This window comes from Citrobacter sp. Cb031 (genome assembly GCF_030336725.1).
In the GTDB taxonomy this organism is placed as follows: domain Bacteria; phylum Pseudomonadota; class Gammaproteobacteria; order Enterobacterales; family Enterobacteriaceae; genus Citrobacter; species Citrobacter braakii.
The window spans coordinates 383177-401657 of record NZ_JAOWDA010000019.1 but is presented as its reverse complement, the minus strand read 5'-3'; the positions used below and the strand labels follow the sequence as shown (position 1 = coordinate 401657).

Annotated in this window: 16 protein-coding genes and 1 tRNA gene; 13 read left to right on the top strand and 4 right to left on the bottom strand. The window is 51.8% G+C overall.

The features are described 5' to 3' along the window. Window positions 1-22: 22 nt before the first annotated feature. The 8 genes from OGV93_RS03130 (at window position 23) to yejF (ending at window position 10098) form a co-directional block, all read left to right on the top strand. Complete coding sequence (locus OGV93_RS03130) at window positions 23-1009, top strand: CobW family GTP-binding protein (protein ID WP_016153747.1); 987 nt, start codon at window positions 23-25, stop codon at window positions 1007-1009. 35 nt (window positions 1010-1044) lie between these two features. Next, on the top strand, window positions 1045-1758 hold the full coding sequence (locus OGV93_RS03125; RefSeq protein ID WP_046275466.1) for a phosphatase PAP2 family protein: 714 nt from the start codon (window positions 1045-1047) through the stop codon (window positions 1756-1758). Between the two features lie 413 nt (window positions 1759-2171). Then, window positions 2172-2741 (top strand): bifunctional murein DD-endopeptidase/murein LD-carboxypeptidase, encoded by a 570-nt coding sequence (gene mepS, locus OGV93_RS03120; protein ID WP_287109355.1) that lies wholly within the window; start codon window positions 2172-2174, stop codon window positions 2739-2741. Window positions 2742-2913: 172 nt separating this feature from the next. Next, on the top strand, window positions 2914-4473 hold the full coding sequence (locus OGV93_RS03115; RefSeq protein ID WP_016156997.1) for a cyclic di-GMP phosphodiesterase: 1560 nt from the start codon (window positions 2914-2916) through the stop codon (window positions 4471-4473). A 99-nt stretch (window positions 4474-4572) separates the two neighbouring features. Beyond that, window positions 4573-6387 (top strand): extracellular solute-binding protein, encoded by a 1815-nt coding sequence (locus OGV93_RS03110; protein ID WP_287109354.1) that lies wholly within the window; start codon window positions 4573-4575, stop codon window positions 6385-6387. Further along, entirely contained in the window at window positions 6388-7482 is a 1095-nt protein-coding gene (locus OGV93_RS03105) for a microcin C ABC transporter permease YejB (RefSeq protein ID WP_016153751.1), read from the top strand. Continuing rightward, window positions 7482-8507, top strand: a complete 1026-nt coding sequence (locus tag OGV93_RS03100) for an ABC transporter permease (RefSeq protein WP_287109353.1) — start codon at window positions 7482-7484, stop codon at window positions 8505-8507. Before OGV93_RS03105 ends, OGV93_RS03100 begins: the two co-directional genes overlap by 1 nt. Before the next feature lies 1 nt (window position 8508). Then, the gene (yejF, locus tag OGV93_RS03095) at window positions 8509-10098 is read left to right on the top strand and encodes a microcin C ABC transporter ATP-binding protein YejF (RefSeq protein ID WP_047500955.1); all 1590 of its coding nucleotides are present in this window, start codon (window positions 8509-8511) and stop codon (window positions 10096-10098) included. A 3-nt stretch (window positions 10099-10101) separates the two neighbouring features. Here yejF and OGV93_RS03090 read toward each other — a convergent pair whose 3' ends face one another. The 3 genes from OGV93_RS03090 to rsuA all read right to left on the bottom strand — a co-directional run bounded on the left by OGV93_RS03090 (window position 10102) and on the right by rsuA (window position 12693). After that, window positions 10102-10446, bottom strand: a complete 345-nt coding sequence (locus OGV93_RS03090; protein ID WP_029139605.1) for a YejG family protein — start codon at window positions 10444-10446, stop codon at window positions 10102-10104. Window positions 10447-10779: 333 nt separating this feature from the next. Continuing rightward, a complete protein-coding gene (locus OGV93_RS03085; RefSeq protein ID WP_287109352.1) occupies window positions 10780-11970 on the bottom strand; it encodes a Bcr/CflA family multidrug efflux MFS transporter in 1191 nt (396 codons plus the stop codon). A gap of 15 nt (window positions 11971-11985) precedes the next feature. Then, complete coding sequence (gene rsuA / locus OGV93_RS03080; RefSeq protein WP_047359190.1) at window positions 11986-12693, bottom strand: 16S rRNA pseudouridine(516) synthase RsuA; 708 nt, start codon at window positions 12691-12693, stop codon at window positions 11986-11988. 150 nt (window positions 12694-12843) lie between these two features. Between rsuA and radD the strand changes: the two genes are divergently transcribed. Together radD and rplY are read left to right on the top strand one after the other, a co-directional pair. After that, the gene (radD, locus tag OGV93_RS03075; protein ID WP_019077249.1) at window positions 12844-14604 is read left to right on the top strand and encodes a DNA repair helicase RadD; all 1761 of its coding nucleotides are present in this window, start codon (window positions 12844-12846) and stop codon (window positions 14602-14604) included. Between the two features lie 124 nt (window positions 14605-14728). Further along, entirely contained in the window at window positions 14729-15013 is a 285-nt protein-coding gene (gene rplY / locus OGV93_RS03070) for a 50S ribosomal protein L25 (RefSeq protein ID WP_016153758.1), read from the top strand. 120 nt (window positions 15014-15133) lie between these two features. Here rplY and yejK read toward each other — a convergent pair whose 3' ends face one another. After that, on the bottom strand, window positions 15134-16141 hold the full coding sequence (gene yejK, locus OGV93_RS03065) for a nucleoid-associated protein YejK (protein ID WP_016157002.1): 1008 nt from the start codon (window positions 16139-16141) through the stop codon (window positions 15134-15136). A gap of 134 nt (window positions 16142-16275) precedes the next feature. Here yejK and OGV93_RS03060 point away from each other — a divergent pair, with 134 nt between their 5' ends. From OGV93_RS03060 to OGV93_RS03050, 3 genes are all read left to right on the top strand, one after another. Then, window positions 16276-16503 (top strand): YejL family protein, encoded by a 228-nt coding sequence (locus tag OGV93_RS03060; RefSeq protein WP_047500945.1) that lies wholly within the window; start codon window positions 16276-16278, stop codon window positions 16501-16503. 31 nt (window positions 16504-16534) lie between these two features. After that, window positions 16535-18295 carry an LPS biosynthesis-modulating metalloenzyme YejM gene (gene yejM, locus OGV93_RS03055; protein ID WP_065554077.1) on the top strand — a complete coding sequence of 587 codons (1761 nt, stop codon included), beginning with the start codon at window positions 16535-16537 and terminating at the stop codon, window positions 18293-18295. A gap of 74 nt (window positions 18296-18369) precedes the next feature. Continuing rightward, a tRNA-Pro gene (locus OGV93_RS03050) sits at window positions 18370-18446 on the top strand. The last annotated feature ends 35 nt before the right edge of the window (window positions 18447-18481 follow it).

Genomic DNA, 18481 nt, shown 5'->3' with positions numbered 1-18481 from the left:
AATTTATGATTCTGGAGTAATTGTGACTAAAACCAATCTCATCACTGGTTTTCTCGGCAGTGGCAAAACCACCTCTATTCTTCATCTATTGGCGAACAAGGATCCCGCAGAGAAGTGGGCCGTGCTGGTCAATGAGTTTGGTGAAGTAGGTATTGATGGCGCCCTGTTAGCCGACAGCGGCGCATTGCTAAAAGAGATCCCCGGCGGCTGTATGTGCTGCGTTAACGGTCTACCGATGCAGGTTGGCCTCAATACGCTGCTGCGTCAGGGAAAACCCGATCGATTGCTGATTGAACCCACTGGCCTCGGACACCCTAAACAAATTCTGGATTTACTCACCGCACCGGTTTACGAACCGTGGATCGATCTGCGCGCGACCCTCTGTATTCTTGACCCCCGGCTGTTACTGGATGAAAAAAGCGTCGCCAATGACAATTTCCGCGATCAGCTGGCCGCCGCAGATATCATTGTTGCCAATAAAGCCGACCGCGCCACAGCGGAAAGCGAAAACGCCTTGCAAACCTGGTGGCAACACTACGGCGGCAATCGCCAGTTGGTTCATGCCGACCATGGGCAAATTGACGGGCAGTTACTGGATTTACCCCGACTAAACCTGGCAGAGCTTCCTGCAAGCGCAGAGCACGCCCATAGCCATGCAGACAAAAAGGGACTGGCGGCATTGAGTCTGCCGTCACAGCAGCGCTGGCGGCGCAGCCTGAACAGCGGCCAGGGCCATCAGGCCTGCGGTTGGATTTTTGACGCCGATACGGTGTTCGATACCATCGGTCTGCTGGAATGGTCTCGTCTTGCCCCCGTGGGGCGCGTGAAAGGTGTCATGCGTATAAAGGAAGGGCTGGTGCGCATTAACCGCCAGGGAGACGACTGGCATATTGAGACGCAAAACGTCGCGCCACCGGATAGCCGTATTGAACTCATCGCCGATACCGAGACCGACTGGAATACGCTACAGAGTGCATTGTTGAGACTTCGTTTAGACGCTAACGCGTAAGGTTGCCTTCGTTTTTATAGCAATGGTAAACGATGATGAAAACCCGATACCCTCTTATTCTCCTACTCAATATTGCGGGACTGGCGCTGTTTCTGTCCTGGTATCTTCCTGCCGGACATGGGATCTGGTCTTCATTGGATACGGGTGTTTTCCGCTTCTTTAACCAGAAACTGGTGGAAAGCCCGCTGTTCTTGTGGATTGTTGCTATCACCAATAACCGGGCATTTGATGGGTGCTCATTGCTGGCAATGGGCGCCTTGATGCTGCATTTTTGGCTGAAAGAAACGTCGGAAGGTCGCCGACGCATTGTCGCTATTGGCCTGGTTATGCTGCTCACCGCAGTGGTATTAAATCAGTTAGGCCAGGCGCTTATACCCGTTAAACGCGCCAGCCCTACTCTGATGCTGGATAATATTTATCGCGTCAGCGAACTGCTGCATATTCCGACTAAAGATGCGTCCAGAGACAGTTTCCCCGGCGATCACGGTATGATGCTGCTTATTTTTTCCGCATTTATGCTGCGTTATTTCGGAAAAGTCGCCGGAATAATCGGCCTTATTATCGCTGTGGTTTTTGCCTTTCCACGCATAATGATTGGCGCTCACTGGCTCACCGATATCGTGATCGGTTCCATGACTGTCGTCTTGATTGGTCTTCCCTGGTGGCTAATGACACCGTTAAGCGACCGATTAGTCACTCTGTTTGCGAATTATCTGCCCGGTAAAAACAAACATTTTTTAAACAAATAACGCAGAGTAATTAACATCATCAGGGAAAACTCTGATTCCCTGATGATGCTTGTCGATATTTCATCATTCTGGCTGTCATTCTCTCGTCATCTTATTCATCTTTAAAATGATTGGGTTGCGTCTTTTTTATCCCGATTGTTCTTAATTTAGGCAATGCCGGTTATTCACTTTCTGTATCAATTTTTCTTATAAGAAATCACGTAAATTCACTCGCAATGACCGGACCGATCGGGTAATCTCGAACTCGTTTTGCCTCGCGGGATAATTATTCTCTTCAGGAATAAATTTGTGCGTTCTGCCACAGATTTGACCTTAAAGAATTGTCTCATCGTGCGATGGTAATTAGTCTCGTCACGTTTGGCATTTTTTATAACGATATTTATCGTTAAGGACTTCAAGGGAAAACAAACAAAATGGTCAAATCTCAACCGATTTTGAGATATATCTTGCGGGGCATACCCGCGATAGCAGTTGCGGTTCTGCTTTCTGCATGTAGCACAACGAACACCGCCAGGAATATGCATTCTGAGACGCATGCTGTGGGCAATGGAGATAACTCTTCACTGCAAGCCTCTCAGGATGAATTTGAAAATATGGTCCGTAATATCGATGTTAAATCACGTATTATGGACCAGTATGCTGACTGGAAAGGCGTGCGTTACCGCCTTGGCGGCAGCACCAAAAAAGGCATTGATTGTTCAAGCTTCGTACAACGTACGTTCCGCGAGCAATTTGGTTTAGAGCTTCCTCGCTCAACCTACGAACAACAGGAAACGGGTAAATCCGTTTCGCGCACTAACCTGCGCACAGGCGATCTGGTTCTGTTCCGTGCTGGCTCCACTGGCCGTCACATCGGTATTTATATCGGCAACAACCAGTTTGTACACGCCTCGACCAGCAGCGGCGTTATCATTTCCAGCATGAACGAACCTTACTGGAAAAAACGTTACAACGAAGCTCGCCGGGTCCTGAGCCGCAGTTAATTTCGTTTGGCAGCTATCCCTTGGCTATCCTGATGAGACATTTTGAAAAGCACTGCTTCGGCGGTGCTTTTTTTTGGCTTTGTCTTGTGACTAAGAAAAATCTCACAAGGTGGGTCATTTCAGGTTATATTCATACAGAATAAGCGGTTAACTCAGGTAAACATAAGGAACTATGTTTAAACGCTCCTCTTCATCCAATCAGAAAATCCTGCTTTCCTGTATGTTAACGGGGCTTATCGTCGCGCTCCTGGTGAGTACCCTGCAATTTTTCGTGACCTGGCATAAACGAGACATTAAGTACGACACGCTCCTTTCCGATATCCAGAATTATGTCAGCAGCTACTTCGCCGATCTCAAATCCACCACAGATGACCTCCAGCCACTGGTCGCCAACAGTTGCCAACAAGTCGCTGCTCAACTGACCTCCAGCGCGGCCTTTAGCCTCAACGTTCGCGCATTTTTACTGGTCAAAAACGGCATTGCTTTCTGCTCCTCCGCAACGGGCGCAATGTTCACCCCGATTTTAGATCTGGTCCCAAGCCTCGATATCAGCAGAAATATTGATGTGGAATTACTCCCCGGTACGCCCATGATGCCGAACAAGCCAGCGATAATGATTTGGCACCGGAACCCATCGTTCACTGATAGCGGCGTGTTTACCTCACTGAATATTAATCTGGCCCCTTACCTGCTTTATACCGCCCGACAGGATGATTTTAATGGCATTGCCATAGTCGTCGGTGATAACGCGATTTCAACATTTTCATCACGGATTATTGATGCCTCCGCTCTGCCCCACTCTCACTGGCGGCAGGCGACCCTGGAAGGTATTCCGCTACAGATTCGTTTATATGCCGATGAGTGGACCTATACCGACATCTGGTATTCGATTATGTTGGGATGCATGGCGGGGATTATTGCTGCGCTTCTTCTCTGGTACTACATCTACACCATCCGTTTACGTCCGGGCAAAGATATCCTCAACGCTATAAAACATAACCAGTTTTATGTGGTGTACCAACCCGTGGTAGAGGTGCAGACACTGGAGGTGAAAGGTGTAGAGGTGTTATTACGCTGGAATCATCCGACAACGGGTGAGATCCCACCGGATGCTTTTATTCACTACGCCGAATCCCAGAAAATGATTGTCCCGCTGACCCAGCATCTCTTTAAGTTGATAGCCCAGGACGCACCGATGCTGCAAAAAGTGTTACCCGCTGGTGCAAAATTGGGGATCAATATCGCGCCAACGCATCTGCACGGCGAGACGTTTAAAGACGACATTCATCACCTGCAGGCCTCGCTTCCCGCAAACCATTTCCAGATGGTGCTGGAAATCACCGAACGGGATATGCTTAATCAACACGAGGCCACAAAGCTTTTTGAATGGCTTCATTCCGCAGGTTTTGAAATTGCCATTGATGATTTTGGCACCGGTCATAGCGCGCTGATTTATCTGGAACGCTTTACCGTTGACTACCTGAAAATCGATCGCGGGTTTATTAACGCCATTGGAACAGAGACCCTGACCTCTCCGGTTCTGGACGCCGTGTTGACACTCTCTAAGCGTCTTAATATGCTGACGGTGGCTGAAGGGGTTGAAACGCCTGAGCAAGCCCGTTGGCTGCGCGATCGTGGAGTGCATTTTTTCCAGGGATACTGGATTAGCCGACCATTAAAACTTGCTGATTTCGTGCGTTGGATGGCGCAGCCCAATAAGCCGACGTGGTGATCGCAGTATGCGAATCATATACTCTCACTCGCCGCCACATCCCTTATCTTTCAGGCATGATGCCCGTCGGGTTGTGGCAGGAAAAGGAAATCGCTTTTAATGATCCCTCGCGTATTGCTGCTGTTTATCGCCCTCATCGGGTTTAGCGCCGAGGCGCAGTCCATCAAAGAAAGCTATGCTTTTGCCGTACTGGGCGAACCAAAGTACGCGTTTAACTTTAATCACTTTGATTACGTCAACCCTGCGGCCCCCAAAGGCGGGCAAATCACCCTCTCCGCCATCGGCACATTCGATAACTTCAACCGCTATGCGATGCGCGGTAATCCCGGAGCACGTACCGAAACGCTTTACGATACGCTGTTTACTACCTCTGACGATGAACCTGGCAGCTATTATCCGCTCATCGCCGACAGCGCACGCTATGCTGATGACTATTCCTGGGTAGAAATCGCCATCAATCCGCGAGCGCGTTTTCACGATGGCTCCCCCATTACCGCCAGCGATGTCGCATTCACCTTCCACAAATTTATGACTGAAGGCGTGCCGCAATTTCGCCTGGTCTACAAGGGAACAACGGTAAAAGCGATCGCGCCATTAACCGTACGTATTGAATTAGCCAAACCGGGTAAAGAGGACATGCTCAGCCTGTTTTCATTACCCGTGATGCCAGAGAAGTACTGGAAAGATCATAAGCTCAGCGATCCCTTATCATCGCCTCCGCTCGCCAGCGGTCCTTATCGCATCACGAAATGGAAGATGGGTCAGTACATTGTCTATTCGCGCGTCAACGATTATTGGGCCGCTAATCTGCCCGTCAACCGTGGCCGCTGGAACTTTGATACCATCCGCTACGACTACTATCTGGATGACAACGTCGCCTTTGAAGCGTTTAAGGCCGGAGCGTTTGACCTGCGTCTTGAAAACGATGCCAAAAACTGGGCGACACGTTATACCGGTAAAAATTTCGCGAATCATTACATCATCAAAGATGAGCAAAAAAACGAATCCGCCCAGGATACCCGTTGGCTGGCGTTTAATATTCAGCGCCCGGTGTTCAGCGACCGACGGGTGCGAGAAGCCATCACCCTGGCCTTTGATTTTGAATGGATGAATAAAGCTCTGTTCTATAACGCCTGGAGCCGGACCAACAGCTATTTTCAGAATACCGAGTATGCCGCTAAAAATTACCCCGATGCGGATGAACTGGTGATACTTGCGCCCTTGAAAAAAGATCTCCCTCCTGAGGTCTTCAGCCAAATTTATCAGCCGCCGAAATCAAAAGGCGATGGCTACGATCGTGACAACCTGTTGAAAGCCGATGCCTTACTGGAGCAGGCCGGATGGGTACTTAAGGGACAACAGCGCGTAAACAGCGCCAACGGTAAACCCCTGAGCTTTGAACTGTTGCTCCCGGCGGGCAGTAACAGTCAGTGGGTGCTGCCGTTCCAGCACAACCTGCAGCGCTTAGGCATTACAATGAACATCCGCCAGGTTGATAACTCACAAATCACAAACCGGCTGCGCAGTCGTGACTATGACATGATGCCGAGATTGTATCGCGCAATGCCATGGCCAAGTTCGGACCTGCAAATTCTCTGGGCCTCTGAATATATTGACTCCAGCTATAACGCCCCGGGCGTGCAAAGCCCGGTGATTGATAGACTGATCAACCAAATCATCGCGGCGCAGGGTGATAAAGCCAAACTAATCCCACTCGGTCGGGCACTGGACAGGGTATTAACCTGGAACTACTACATGTTGCCGATGTGGTTTATGGCAGAGGATCGCATCGCCTGGTGGGATAAGTTTTCGCATCCAGCTATTCGCCCCATTTATACCATTGGTCTCGACAACTGGTGGTATGACGTTAACAAAGCGGCGAAACTGCCAGCAGCCAGACGGCAGGGAGAATAAATGGGCGCTTATCTGATTCGACGTCTGCTACTGGTGATCCCAACGCTTTGGGCCATCATCACCATCAACTTTTTTATCGTGCAGATTGCCCCCGGTGGTCCGGTTGAGCAGGCCGTCGCCGCTATTGAGTTCGGACAAAGCGGGGCATTACCCGGCGCGGGTAGCGAAGGCATTCGCGCCAGCCACGCGCAAACCGGCGTAGGCAATATCAGCGACAGTAATTACCGAGGTGGCCGTGGTCTTGACCCGGAAGTGATCGCCGAAATCACTCGCCGTTACGGGTTCGATAAGCCCATTCATGAGCGTTATTTTAAAATGCTCTGGGACTATATTCGTTTCGATTTCGGCGACAGCCTGTTTCGTAGCGCCTCAGTGCTGACGCTTATCAAAGACAGCCTGCCTGTTTCCGTCACGCTGGGGCTATGGAGTACGCTCATTATCTATCTGGTGTCGATACCGCTTGGGATCCGCAAAGCCGTTCACAACGGCAGCCGATTTGATGTCTGGAGCAGCGCATTCATTATTATTGGCTATGCCATACCGGCTTTTCTGTTTGCGATTTTACTGATTGTCTTTTTTGCCGGGGGCAGCTATTACGACCTGTTCCCGCTTCGCGGACTGGTTTCCGCCAATTTTGATTCCCTGCCCTGGTATCAGAAAGTGACCGACTACCTTTGGCATATTACCCTGCCAGTGCTGGCGACGGTGGTTGGGGGTTTTGCCGCGCTAACCATGCTGACCAAAAACTCATTTCTGGATGAGGTACGCAAACAGTATGTCGTCACCGCGCGCGCCAAAGGGGTCAGCGAGAAAAACATTCTGTGGAAACATGTGTTTCGCAATGCCATGTTGCTGGTAATCGCTGGCTTCCCGGCAACGTTTATCAGCATGTTTTTTACCGGTTCGCTGCTGATTGAAGTGATGTTTTCGCTTAACGGTCTGGGACTACTGGGTTATGAATCCACCGTATCACGTGACTACCCGGTAATGTTTGGCACGCTCTATATCTTCACCCTGATCGGTCTGCTGCTGAATATCCTCAGCGACATCAGCTACACGCTGGTCGATCCCCGTATTGATTTTGAGGGACGCTAATGTCGCGATTAAGCCCCGTCAATCAGGCCCGCTGGGCGCGTTTTCGCCATAACCGTCGCGGCTATTGGTCGCTGTGGATTTTTCTACTGCTCTTTGGCCTTAGCCTGTGTTCAGAACTGATTGCCAATGATAAGCCGCTACTGGTGCGCTACGACAATAGCTGGTATTTCCCCCTGTTCAAAAACTACAGTGAAAGCGACTTCGGCGGACCATTGGCGACCCAGGCTGATTATCAGGATCCGTGGTTACAGCAGCGCCTGGAAAACCGGGGCTGGATCCTGTGGGCACCGATACGCTTTGGAGCCACCAGCATTAACTTTGCCACTGATAAGCCCTTCCCTTCCCCGCCTTCTGCACAAAACTGGCTGGGAACGGACGCCAACGGTGGTGATGTGCTGGCACGGATCCTCTACGGCACACGTATTTCTGTCCTGTTCGGATTAATGCTAACCCTGTGCTCCAGCGTGATGGGGATCATGGCTGGCGCAATCCAGGGCTATTATGGCGGTAAGGTGGATCTGTGGGGGCAACGATTCATTGAGGTTTGGTCAGGTATGCCAACGCTGTTTTTGATCATACTGCTGTCGAGCGTGGTCCAGCCAAACTTCTGGTGGCTACTGGGCATTACCGTGCTGTTTGGCTGGATGAGCCTGGTTGGCGTGGTACGCGCGGAATTTTTACGTACCCGAAACTTTGATTACATTCGTGCCGCTCAGGCGCTCGGCGTGAGCGATCACAGTATTATTCTGCGCCATATGCTGCCCAATGCGATGGTCGCCGCTCTGACCTTTTTACCGTTTATATTATGCGCCTCGATCACCACTCTGACCTCGCTGGATTTTCTTGGCTTCGGCTTACCGCTTGGCTCGCCGTCGCTGGGAGAACTCCTGTTACAGGGTAAAAACAACCTGCAGGCACCGTGGCTTGGCATCACCGCGTTCATCTCCGTTGCCCTGCTATTATCGCTACTGATATTTATTGGTGAAGCGGTACGCGACGCGTTCGATCCCAACAAGGCGATTTAAGATGACACAACCACTGTTAGCTATTGAAAATTTATCGGTAGGTTTTCGCCAACAGGAGACCGTGCGCACCGTGGTCAATACCCTCTCACTGAGGGTTGAAGCCGGGCAAACTCTGGCGCTGGTGGGCGAGTCCGGTTCGGGTAAAAGCGTGACCGCACTTTCTATTCTACGGTTATTACCGACCCCTCCCGCAGTCTACCTTTCCGGCGACATCCGTTTTCATGGTGAATCATTGCTTCATGCCGATGAGCAGACGCTTCGCGGCGTTCGCGGGAATAAAATCGCCATGATTTTCCAGGAACCAATGGTGTCGCTAAACCCGCTTCACAACCTGGAAAAACAGCTGTATGAAGTGCTGTCGCTGCATCGGGGAATGCGTCGGGAGGCCGCGCGGGCAGAAATACTGACCTGTCTGGATCGGGTCGGCATCCGTCAGGCGGCCAAACGTCTTGCAGACTATCCGCACCAACTGTCCGGCGGCGAACGCCAGCGCGTAATGATCGCCATGGCGCTGCTTACGCGACCGGAGCTGCTTATTGCCGATGAACCGACCACCGCGCTGGATGTCTCCGTACAGGCGCAAATCCTGCAACTGCTGCGGGAGCTACAGCGCGAGCTGAACATGGGATTACTGTTTATCACCCATAACCTCAGCATTGTGAAAAAACTGGCCGATACCGTTGCGGTGATGCAAAACGGCCAGTGCGTTGAGCAAAATCGAGCAGCACAGCTGCTCACTGCGCCAACACATCCCTACACGCAGAAATTGTTAAACAGCGAACCTTCCGGCGATCCGGTGCCTGTACCTGCCGGGCAAGCTCCATTGCTGGAAGTGGAAAAACTCTGCGTCGCCTTCCCCATCCGTAAAGGTATCCTGAAGCGCGTGGTGGACCATAACGTTGTGGTTAACAACGTCAGTTTTTCCCTCCGACCCGGTGAAACGCTGGGCCTGGTCGGGGAGTCAGGATCGGGGAAAAGCACTACCGGGCTGGCGCTACTGAGGTTAATCACCTCACAGGGAAGCATTGTGTTCGATGGCCTGGCGCTGCATACCTTAAATCGCCGCCAGCTGTTACCGGTACGTCACCGCATTCAGGTCGTTTTTCAGGATCCCAACTCCTCGCTGAACCCGCGCCTGAGCGTGCTACAGATTATTGAGGAGGGACTGCGCGTTCATCAGCCAACCCTGTCAGCCGAGCAGCGCGAAGCGCAGGTGAAAGCGGTAATGGCGGAAGTGGGACTGGATAGCGAAACGCGGCATCGTTACCCGGCGGAGTTTTCAGGCGGTCAACGTCAACGCATAGCCATTGCCAGAGCCTTGATTCTCAAGCCTTCCCTGATCATTCTGGATGAACCAACATCGTCGCTCGACAGAACCGTACAGGCGCAAATCCTGACGTTATTAAAGTCTTTACAGGAAAAGCATCGCCTGGCTTATATCTTTATCAGCCATGATTTGCACGTAGTACGCGCGTTATGCCATCAGGTTATTGTGCTAAGGCAGGGAGAGGTCGTGGAGCAAGGACAATGCGAGCACGTATTTAATGCGCCACAGCAGGCATATACGCGTCAGCTGCTCGCGCTAAGCTGACGCTCAAAACGGATTGTTATTTGAAAACGGCTCTGCGATGGCCACGCCGAAATTTTTCAGTCTGCAGGTCGCGGCAAATTCATCCTGACGATTCACAAACAGGCACGGCTCCCCTTCGCATTCCAACACGGAACAAGGTACCTCAATGTCGCTGAGGGCCTGGCTGAGTTTATGCATGACTGACCACGCGCTGTCACCATCAGGGCTAAGCAATTTGAGCGCCACCAGGCTGTTCTCATTGCTCTGACCGTTTTGCGGAATCGGTTCAACCTTTGAACCTGCGAAACCCACCGACCAACGATAGCACTGTGGCAGACGATGAACGATTGAGAGTTGTAATGTCATCACTTTCTTTCCCTGGAAGTACAATCACTTCACAATTATTTTACATCAATATTAACACATCATTGACAATACGTCTTTAAACAGTTCGTAAACGTTTACACCCTGACTTTATGCCACTTTCCGAACCAAATATTTAAATTTATTCAACGGTTCTGGCATATTTCCGCGCTATATGTACTCGTTTCTGCGATCTAACTCAACCTTTTTAACTACAATGATGTGACTTTTTACATAAATTGATTTTACATAAAATAAACATAAGCGGGGAAGTTGATAGATTTTCGGTTGATGTACATCAACTCTGGAGGCCCTATCGCCCCCAGGTTGTGTAATAGATCACCGTTTTTTGGCGCGGCTGGCGTAGAGATAGAAGAGAATTGAGCAGGTAGCGCAAAACGCTATCGACCAGATCATCGGCCAGGCCGAGTTAAAAGTCGCCAGTGACAGCAGCGCCCCAACGATGGCACCAATGCCAAAACGGAACGTCCCTGCCAGCGATGACGCCGTTCCCGCCATATGCGGAAATTCATCCAGAATGACCGCCATGGCGTTGGATGACACCATCGACACGCAGCCAACAAACGCCGCAACGCCCATCACCAGCGCCCAGAAACCAACCCCGAACAGCGCGCTAAAGACCATCCAGCCCGCCATCACGAATTGGATCCACAGGCCAGTACGGAACATATTCAACGCCCCAACCCGACGAACAAAGCGGCTGTTGATGATGGTCATCACGAACAGGAAAACAATGTTCAGAGCGAAGTAATAGCCGAAATGCTGCGGTGAAACGTGGTTAATCTCAATGTAAACAAAAGGTCCGGCGCTCAGGAACGAGAACATCCCGGCAAAACTAAACCCACTGGCCAGCATATAGCTCAGTACACGCTTGTGGCGAAACAGCGAGGCAAAGTTGCCGAGAGTAGTACGCAAGCGAAACGGCTGGCGGCGCTCAACTGGCAAGGTCTCTTTGATAAGCGTAAAGATCATCACCGACGCCAGAATAGCCGCCACGGCGAGGATCCAAAAGATGTAGTGCCAGCTCAGCCATACCAATACCCAGCCGCCCACGATGGGTGCCAGTAAGGGTGCAATTGTCGTGACCAGCATGACAAATGACATCATGCGCGAAAACTCTTCCTTCGGATAGATATCGCGCATCAGGGCGTTGATAACCACGCTCGCCGCAGCCGCAGCCAGACCATGGAAGAAACGCATCACGATCAGTTGATCGATAGTTTGTGCCAGCGCACAGGCAACTGCCGCCGCCGCAAACACCAGCGTCCCGCCCAGAATCACCGGCTTGCGCCCAATGCTGTCAGCCATTGGACCATAGAGTAACTGCCCCACCGCGAACCCAAGAATATAGGTACTGAGGGTCATCTGCGCGCTACCTGCAGGCACACCAAACTGTTCAGAGATAACAGGTAGTGCCGGAAGATACATATCAATCGACAACGGCATCAGCATGGCTAACAAGCCAAGGATAAAGACAATGGCAATTGACGAGTTCTGCCGGGTGGTCACATTTAGCTCCTGAAATTAACGCGGGGTTAAGTTAACGCTGGCGATTTCTTCTTCGGTCAATGGACGGTATTCACCCGGCTCCAGATCCTCATCAAGCTTGATGTCACCAATCCGTTCACGGTGCAGTTCCACAACGTGGTTACCGACGGCGGCAAACATACGTTTAACCTGATGATAGCGCCCTTCGCTGATGGTCAATCGCACCTGAGTTGGCGTAATGACGTCCAGCACGGCCGGTTTGGTCAGGTCTTTCTCATTATGCAGTTGTACGCCATGGGCAAACTGTTCGGCGGTGTCATCTGCCACCGGCGACTCCAGCGTTACCAGATAGGTTTTCTCACAATGGTGACGTGGCGAAGTGATGCGATGCGACCACTGTCCGTCATCGGTCATCAGCACCAGTCCGGTGGTGTCGATATCCAGGCGCCCTGCCGCATGCAGTTTGTAGGCAACCGGCTCATCAAGGAAATAGAGCACTGTCGGGTGATCCGGGTCATCCGTTGAGCAAACATAACCCTGAGGTTTATTCAGCATAAAATAGCGCGGGCCATTTTGTTGAATCAGGGAATTGCCGTCATATTCTACGTCGTGTTCTGGCAGCAGCTTAAAGGCACTGTTTTTGACGATTTCACCGTCGACGGTAACGCGGTTAGCACGGATCTCACGCCCGGCAATAGCGCGGCTGACGCCGAGTTGCTGAGCGATAAATTTATCAAGTCGCATGAGTGTGATTTTTGCCTGTAAAAAACAAGAAGCGGGATTGCGCCCGAAAAGTGGGACGATTATCCGCCCAGTATAGCGGCGTTACACCATCCCTCAAGGGAAATGATTCATGGCATACTATACATTGTTGCTGCTTACCTTAATGAGCCCATGATTTTTACTCTTCGCCCGTACCAAAAAGAAGCCGTGGATGCCACGCTCAACCATTTCCGCCACCATCGCACGCCAGCGGTTATCGTCCTGCCAACCGGTGCGGGAAAAAGCCTGGTGATTGCTGAACTGGCCCGCGTGGCGCGTGGTCGCGTACTGATACTGGCGCACGTTAAAGAACTGGTCGCGCAAAACCATGCCAAATATCGCGCGCTGGGGCTGGAAGCCGATATTTTTGCCGCAGGTCTGAAGCGTAAAGAGAGCCATGGGAAAGTGGTATTTGGCAGCGTACAGTCGGTGGCGCGTAATCTTGACGCCTTTCAGGGAGAGTTCTCGCTGCTTATCGTCGATGAATGTCACCGTATTGGTGATGATGACGAGAGTCAATATCAGCAAATCCTCACTCACCTGACCAAAGTAAATCCCCACTTACGCCTGCTCGGGCTTACTGCCACTCCTTTTCGTTTGGGCAAAGGCTGGATTTATCACTTTCATTATCACGGTATGGTGCGCGGCGATGAAAAAGCGCTGTTTCGTGACTGCATTTATGAATTACCGTTGCGTTACATGATTAAACACGGCTACCTGACGCCGCCAGAACGCCTCGACATGCCGGTAGTGCAGTATGACTTCAGCCGCCTGCAGGCGCAGAGTAACGGCCTGTTTAGCGAAACAGATCTGAATCAGGAACTGAAAAAGCAGCAGCGAATAACGCCGCATATCATCAGCCAGATTGTCGAGTTTGCCCAGACGCGCAAAGGGGTGATGATTTTCGCCGCCACAGTGGAGCACGCCAAAGAAATTCTGGGCCTGCTGCCTGCTGACGATGCCGCGCTAATCACCGGAGACACGCCTGGCGCTGAGCGTGATGTGCTGATTGAAAAGTTCAAAGCCCAGCGCTTTCGCTATCTGGTGAATGTGTCGGTCCTGACCACTGGCTTCGATGCCCCGCACGTCGACCTTATCGCCATTCTGCGCCCGACGGAGTCAGTTAGCCTTTACCAACAAATTGTTGGTCGCGGCCTGCGCCTGGCACCGGGTAAAACCGACTGTCTGATCCTCGATTATGCCGGTAACCCGCACGATCTTTACGCGCCGGAAGTGGGTGCGCCGAAAGGGAAAAGCGATAACGTTCCGGTGCAGGTGTTCTGTCCCGCCTGCGGGTTTGCAAACACCTTCTGGGGCAAAACAACGGCAGACGGCACGCTGATTGAACACTTTGGCCGCCGCTGTCAGGGGTGGTTTGAAGATGATGACGGCCATCGCGAACAGTGCGATTTTCGTTTTCGTTTTAAAAACTGCCCACAATGCAACGCGGAAAATGATATCGCCGCCCGCCGTTGCCGGGAGTGCGACACGGTGCTGGTTGACCCGGATGACATGCTGAAAGCCGCGCTCAGGCTCAAAGATGCGCTGGTCCTGCGCTGTAGCGGCATGGTGTTACAAAACGGCCAGGATGAAAAAGGCGAATGGCTAAAAATCACCTATTACGATGAAGATGGTGCCGACGTTAGCGAACGCTTTCGCCTGCATACTCCCGCGCAGCGTACGGCTTTCGAGCAACTGTTTATTCGCCCGCACACCCGAACGCCCGGCATTCCCTTACGCTGGATAACCGCCGCCGATATCCTCGCCCAGCAGGCGCTGTTACGTCATCCTGATTTCGTGGTGGCGCGCATGAAAGGTCAGTACTGGCAGGTCCGTGAAAAGGTCTTCGATTATGAAGGACGCTATCGTCGGGCACATGAATTACGCGGTTAATCGTACTTTTGATTGATGTACCAGCCGTTTAAGTATAGAATCTCGCCCGCTTTTGCATACGCAAAGCAGATCACTTACCTGTTGCTGGGTCGCCTGTAGCAGGAATTATAAAAGAGAGATTTAAATGTTTACTATCAACGCTGAAGTACGTAAAGAGCAGGGTAAGGGTGCGAGCCGCCGCCTGCGTGCCGCTAACAAGTTCCCGGCAATCATCTATGGTGGCGCAGAAGCCCCGGTTGCTATCGAACTGGATCACGATGCAGTTATGAACATGCAAGCTAAAGCTGAATTCTACAGCGAAGTTCTGACCATCGTTGTTGACGGTAAAGAAGTGAAAGTTAAAGCTCAGGCTGTACAGCGTCACCCGTTCAAGCCGAAGCTGGCACACATCGACTTCGTTCGCGCGTAATCGCCTACAAGTTGAAGAAAAACCCCGCCTCGGCGGGGTTTTTTTATGGGATTTTGTTGGCGGTAAAGATGACTCACGCAAGCCGGATAAGGCGTTAACGCCCCCATCCGGCAAACGGCTTTATTTCCCGCCCGAGGTACGACGCTGTAGCTGATCGCGCAGGTTCGGCGGCGTACCTTTGATGGTCAAAGTATCTGTGGCTGGATCCCAGAAAATACGCTCACCCAGTAACATGGCGTCGAAGTTGATGGTTAACCCGCCGCCGCTTCCGGCAAATTTGGTTAACTGGCGCAGCGTGCTGCGATCTGCCGGGAAGCTCTCTTCCAGTTCGTAGCCTTTATCAGCGGTAAATTCGCTGAAGCTGACTTCACTGACGCCGGAAAGCTCTTTGGACAGCGACTCCAACTCGATCTCTTCACCGGCCTGCAGTTGCTCGTTGCAGTAGCTGTACACCTGCTGACGCACGTTCTGGCGTTCAGCTTTATCGAGTTGCGCCTCGGCGGTAAAGTCATCGACCGCCTGCAACAGGCCGCGGTTTTGCGCTTTGGCGTTAAGCCCCTCGCTGGCGCCCAGGAAGTCCATAAAGAAATCGGCGACTTTGCGCCCTACCCGTCCTTTCAGGAACGTCAGATAGCGCGTGGACTCCGGGTTGGTTTCCCACTCGGTTAAATCAATACGCGCCACGATATCCGCATGATTGATATCCAGATAGTGCGTCGGGTTGATATCCAGATTTTCATTGACGCGCATACTGCTTAAATTGTTCAGCACGGCGACCAGCAGATACTCTACCGCCAGATAGCGGTAATGGCAGAACAGGACAATGCCGCCATCAGCAAAAGGATATTTCGCCAGTTCGTCTCGCAAGCGCCCAGTCGCTGCACGACTAAAGGCCAGAAAATCCTCTTCGCCCTGACGCTGTAAACGCAGCGTTTGCGCCAGTTCACTCTCTGCGCTAAACAGGCCATAAGCTTTATTCTTGGCGCTGTACACCCGATGCAACTCAGCCATCATATCGACAACGGTCGCTGTCGGTTCCAGTAATGAATCGCGCAAGACCAGCTCAAGGTTCTGCTCGTCACGTTTGATAAGCTGGTGCAGGGCAATCTGGTTGATATCCAGACTCATGATAAACTCTCCTTTTAGACCGGGCGGTATTCAACCACCTGCCGGGCAGTGACGCAATAGAAGATAAAAAAGCAGAAAAAAAACTGTCTGTACGGTAATATGTTGCCCTTTCATGAACAGACTGATTTCGATTTATGCCACAAATTTCCCGCTATAGTGACGAACACGTTGAACAACTGCTGAATGAGATGCTCAACGTACTGGAAAAACATAAGGTGCCGACCGACCTTTCCCTGATGGTACTGGGAAATATGGTGACTAACCTTATCAATACAAGCATCGCTCCGGCCCAGCGCCAGGCGATTGCCAACTCTTTTGCCCGCGCATTGCAGTCTTCGGTAAACGACGACCAAGCGCATTAAGAGCCTGCTCCGGGGAAACGAACAACAGTTTATGGTAACTCATCGTCAACGCTACCGTGAGAAAGTCTCCCAGATGGTTAGCTGGGGGCACTGGTTTGCCTTGTTCAACATTCTGTTGGCCATGGTGCTCGGTAGCCGTTACCTGTTTGTCGCCGACTGGCCGACAACCCTTGCAGGTCGTGTTTATTCCTACCTGAGCGTTGTCGGGCATTTTAGCTTTCTGGTGTTCGCCACCTATCTGCTGATCCTGTTTCCCCTGACGTTTATCGTCATGTCCCAGAGGCTGATGCGATTCTTATCAGCTATTCTGGCGACGGCTGGCATGACGCTGTTGCTAATCGACAGCGAAGTTTTCACCCGCTTCCACCTGCATCTCAATCCAATCGTCTGGGAACTGGTCATCAACCCAGACCAGAATGAAGCGGCGCGTGACTGGCAACTGATGTTTATCAGCGTACCGGTTATTCTGTTAATTGAAATGCTGTTTGCAACCTGGAGCTGGCAAAAGCTGCGCAGCCTGACGCGTCGTCGCCATTTTGCCAAACCGTTAGCAGCATTCTTCTTCGTTTCCTTTATCGCCTCGCACGTGGTGTATATCTGGGCGGATGCCAATTTCTATCGCCCGATTACCATGCAGCGTGCGAATCTGCCGCTCTCCTACCCGATGACGGCACGTAAATTCCTGGAAAAACATGGTCTGCTGGATGCGCAAGAGTATCAGCGACGCCTGATCGAACAGGGCAATCCGGAAGCGGTTTCCGTGCAGTACCCGCTCAGCGAACTGCGCTATCGCGATATGGGCACCGGTCAGAACGTGCTGCTGATTACCGTCGACGGTCTGAACTACTCACGCTTTGAAAAACAGATGCCTGCGCTGGCTGAATTCGCCGGGCAGAATATCTCGTTTACGCGTCACATGAGCTCAGGCAACACCACGGATAACGGGATCTTTGGCCTGTTCTATGGTGTCTCGCCAAGCTACATGGACGGCATTTTGTCGACCCGTACGCCTGCGGCGCTGATTACTGCACTGAACCAGCAGGGTTACCAGTTAGGGCTATTCTCCTCGGATGGCTTTACCAGCCCGCTGTATCGCCAGGCGCTGCTGTCAGACTTCTCCATGCCAAGCGTACAAACGCAATCTGACGAACAAACCGCAAGCCAGTGGATTAACTGGCTGGGACGCTACGCGCAGGAAGATAACCGCTGGTTCTCGTGGGTCTCCTTTAACGGGACGAACCTTGATAACAGCAACCAGAAGAACTTTGCCAAACGCTATGCCAGCGCCGCTCAGGATGTGGATGCCAATATTAACCGTGTTCTTAGTGCCCTGCGCGACTCCGGTAAACTGAACAACACGGTGGTGATTATTACCGCAGGTCGGGGCGTGCCGCTGACTCAGGAAGAGAACAATTTTGCCTGGTCACGTGGCCATCTGCAGGTTCCACTGGTTATTCACTGGCCGGGAACGCCTGCCCAACGCATCAATAGCCTGACCGATCATACAGACCTGATGACTACGCTCATGCAGCGCCTGCTGCACGTCAGCACGCCTGCTAACGAATACTCGCAGGGGCAGGATCTGTTCAATGCAAACCGCCGCCATTACTGGGTTACCGCCGCCGACGGCAGCACGATGGCCGTTACCACGCCAGAGATGACGCTGGTGCTGAACAACAACGGTAATTATCAGACCTATGATTTACGCGGCGAAAAAATAAAAGATCAGAAACCGCAGCTAAGCCTGCTGCTACAGGTTCTGACGGATGAGAAACGATTTATTGCTAACTGATTAATTATAAATCACTTAGCGATGCTTCCCCTTGCATTCGCAGCGGAAAGCAGTAGTATTAGCAGCCATAGCGTCGGCACGTAGCGCAGCCTGGTAGCGCACCGTCATGGGGTGTCGGGGGTCGGAGGTTCAAATCCTCTCGTGCCGACCAAAAATCCCAGAAAAACCAACCTTCATGGTTGGTTT

Excerpts from the sequence above, each read along its gene's own strand:
- OGV93_RS03125 (WP_046275466.1), top strand. The coding sequence starts at position 1,045 with ATGAAAACCCGATACCCTCTTATTCTCCTACTCAATATTGCGGGACTG.
- mepS (WP_287109355.1), top strand. The coding sequence starts at position 2,172 with ATGGTCAAATCTCAACCGATTTTGAGATATATCTTGCGGGGCATACCC.
- OGV93_RS03115 (WP_016156997.1), top strand. The coding sequence starts at position 2,914 with ATGTTTAAACGCTCCTCTTCATCCAATCAGAAAATCCTGCTTTCCTGT.
- OGV93_RS03110 (WP_287109354.1), top strand. The coding sequence starts at position 4,573 with ATGATCCCTCGCGTATTGCTGCTGTTTATCGCCCTCATCGGGTTTAGC.
- OGV93_RS03105 (WP_016153751.1), top strand. The coding sequence starts at position 6,388 with ATGGGCGCTTATCTGATTCGACGTCTGCTACTGGTGATCCCAACGCTT.
- OGV93_RS03100 (WP_287109353.1), top strand. The coding sequence starts at position 7,482 with ATGTCGCGATTAAGCCCCGTCAATCAGGCCCGCTGGGCGCGTTTTCGC.
- yejF (WP_047500955.1), top strand. The coding sequence starts at position 8,509 with ATGACACAACCACTGTTAGCTATTGAAAATTTATCGGTAGGTTTTCGC.
- rsuA (WP_047359190.1), bottom strand. The coding sequence starts at position 12,693 with ATGCGACTTGATAAATTTATCGCTCAGCAACTCGGCGTCAGCCGCGCT.
- radD (WP_019077249.1), top strand. The coding sequence starts at position 12,844 with ATGATTTTTACTCTTCGCCCGTACCAAAAAGAAGCCGTGGATGCCACG.
- rplY (WP_016153758.1), top strand. The coding sequence starts at position 14,729 with ATGTTTACTATCAACGCTGAAGTACGTAAAGAGCAGGGTAAGGGTGCG.
- yejK (WP_016157002.1), bottom strand. The coding sequence starts at position 16,141 with ATGAGTCTGGATATCAACCAGATTGCCCTGCACCAGCTTATCAAACGT.
- OGV93_RS03060 (WP_047500945.1), top strand. The coding sequence starts at position 16,276 with ATGCCACAAATTTCCCGCTATAGTGACGAACACGTTGAACAACTGCTG.
- yejM (WP_065554077.1), top strand. The coding sequence starts at position 16,535 with ATGGTAACTCATCGTCAACGCTACCGTGAGAAAGTCTCCCAGATGGTT.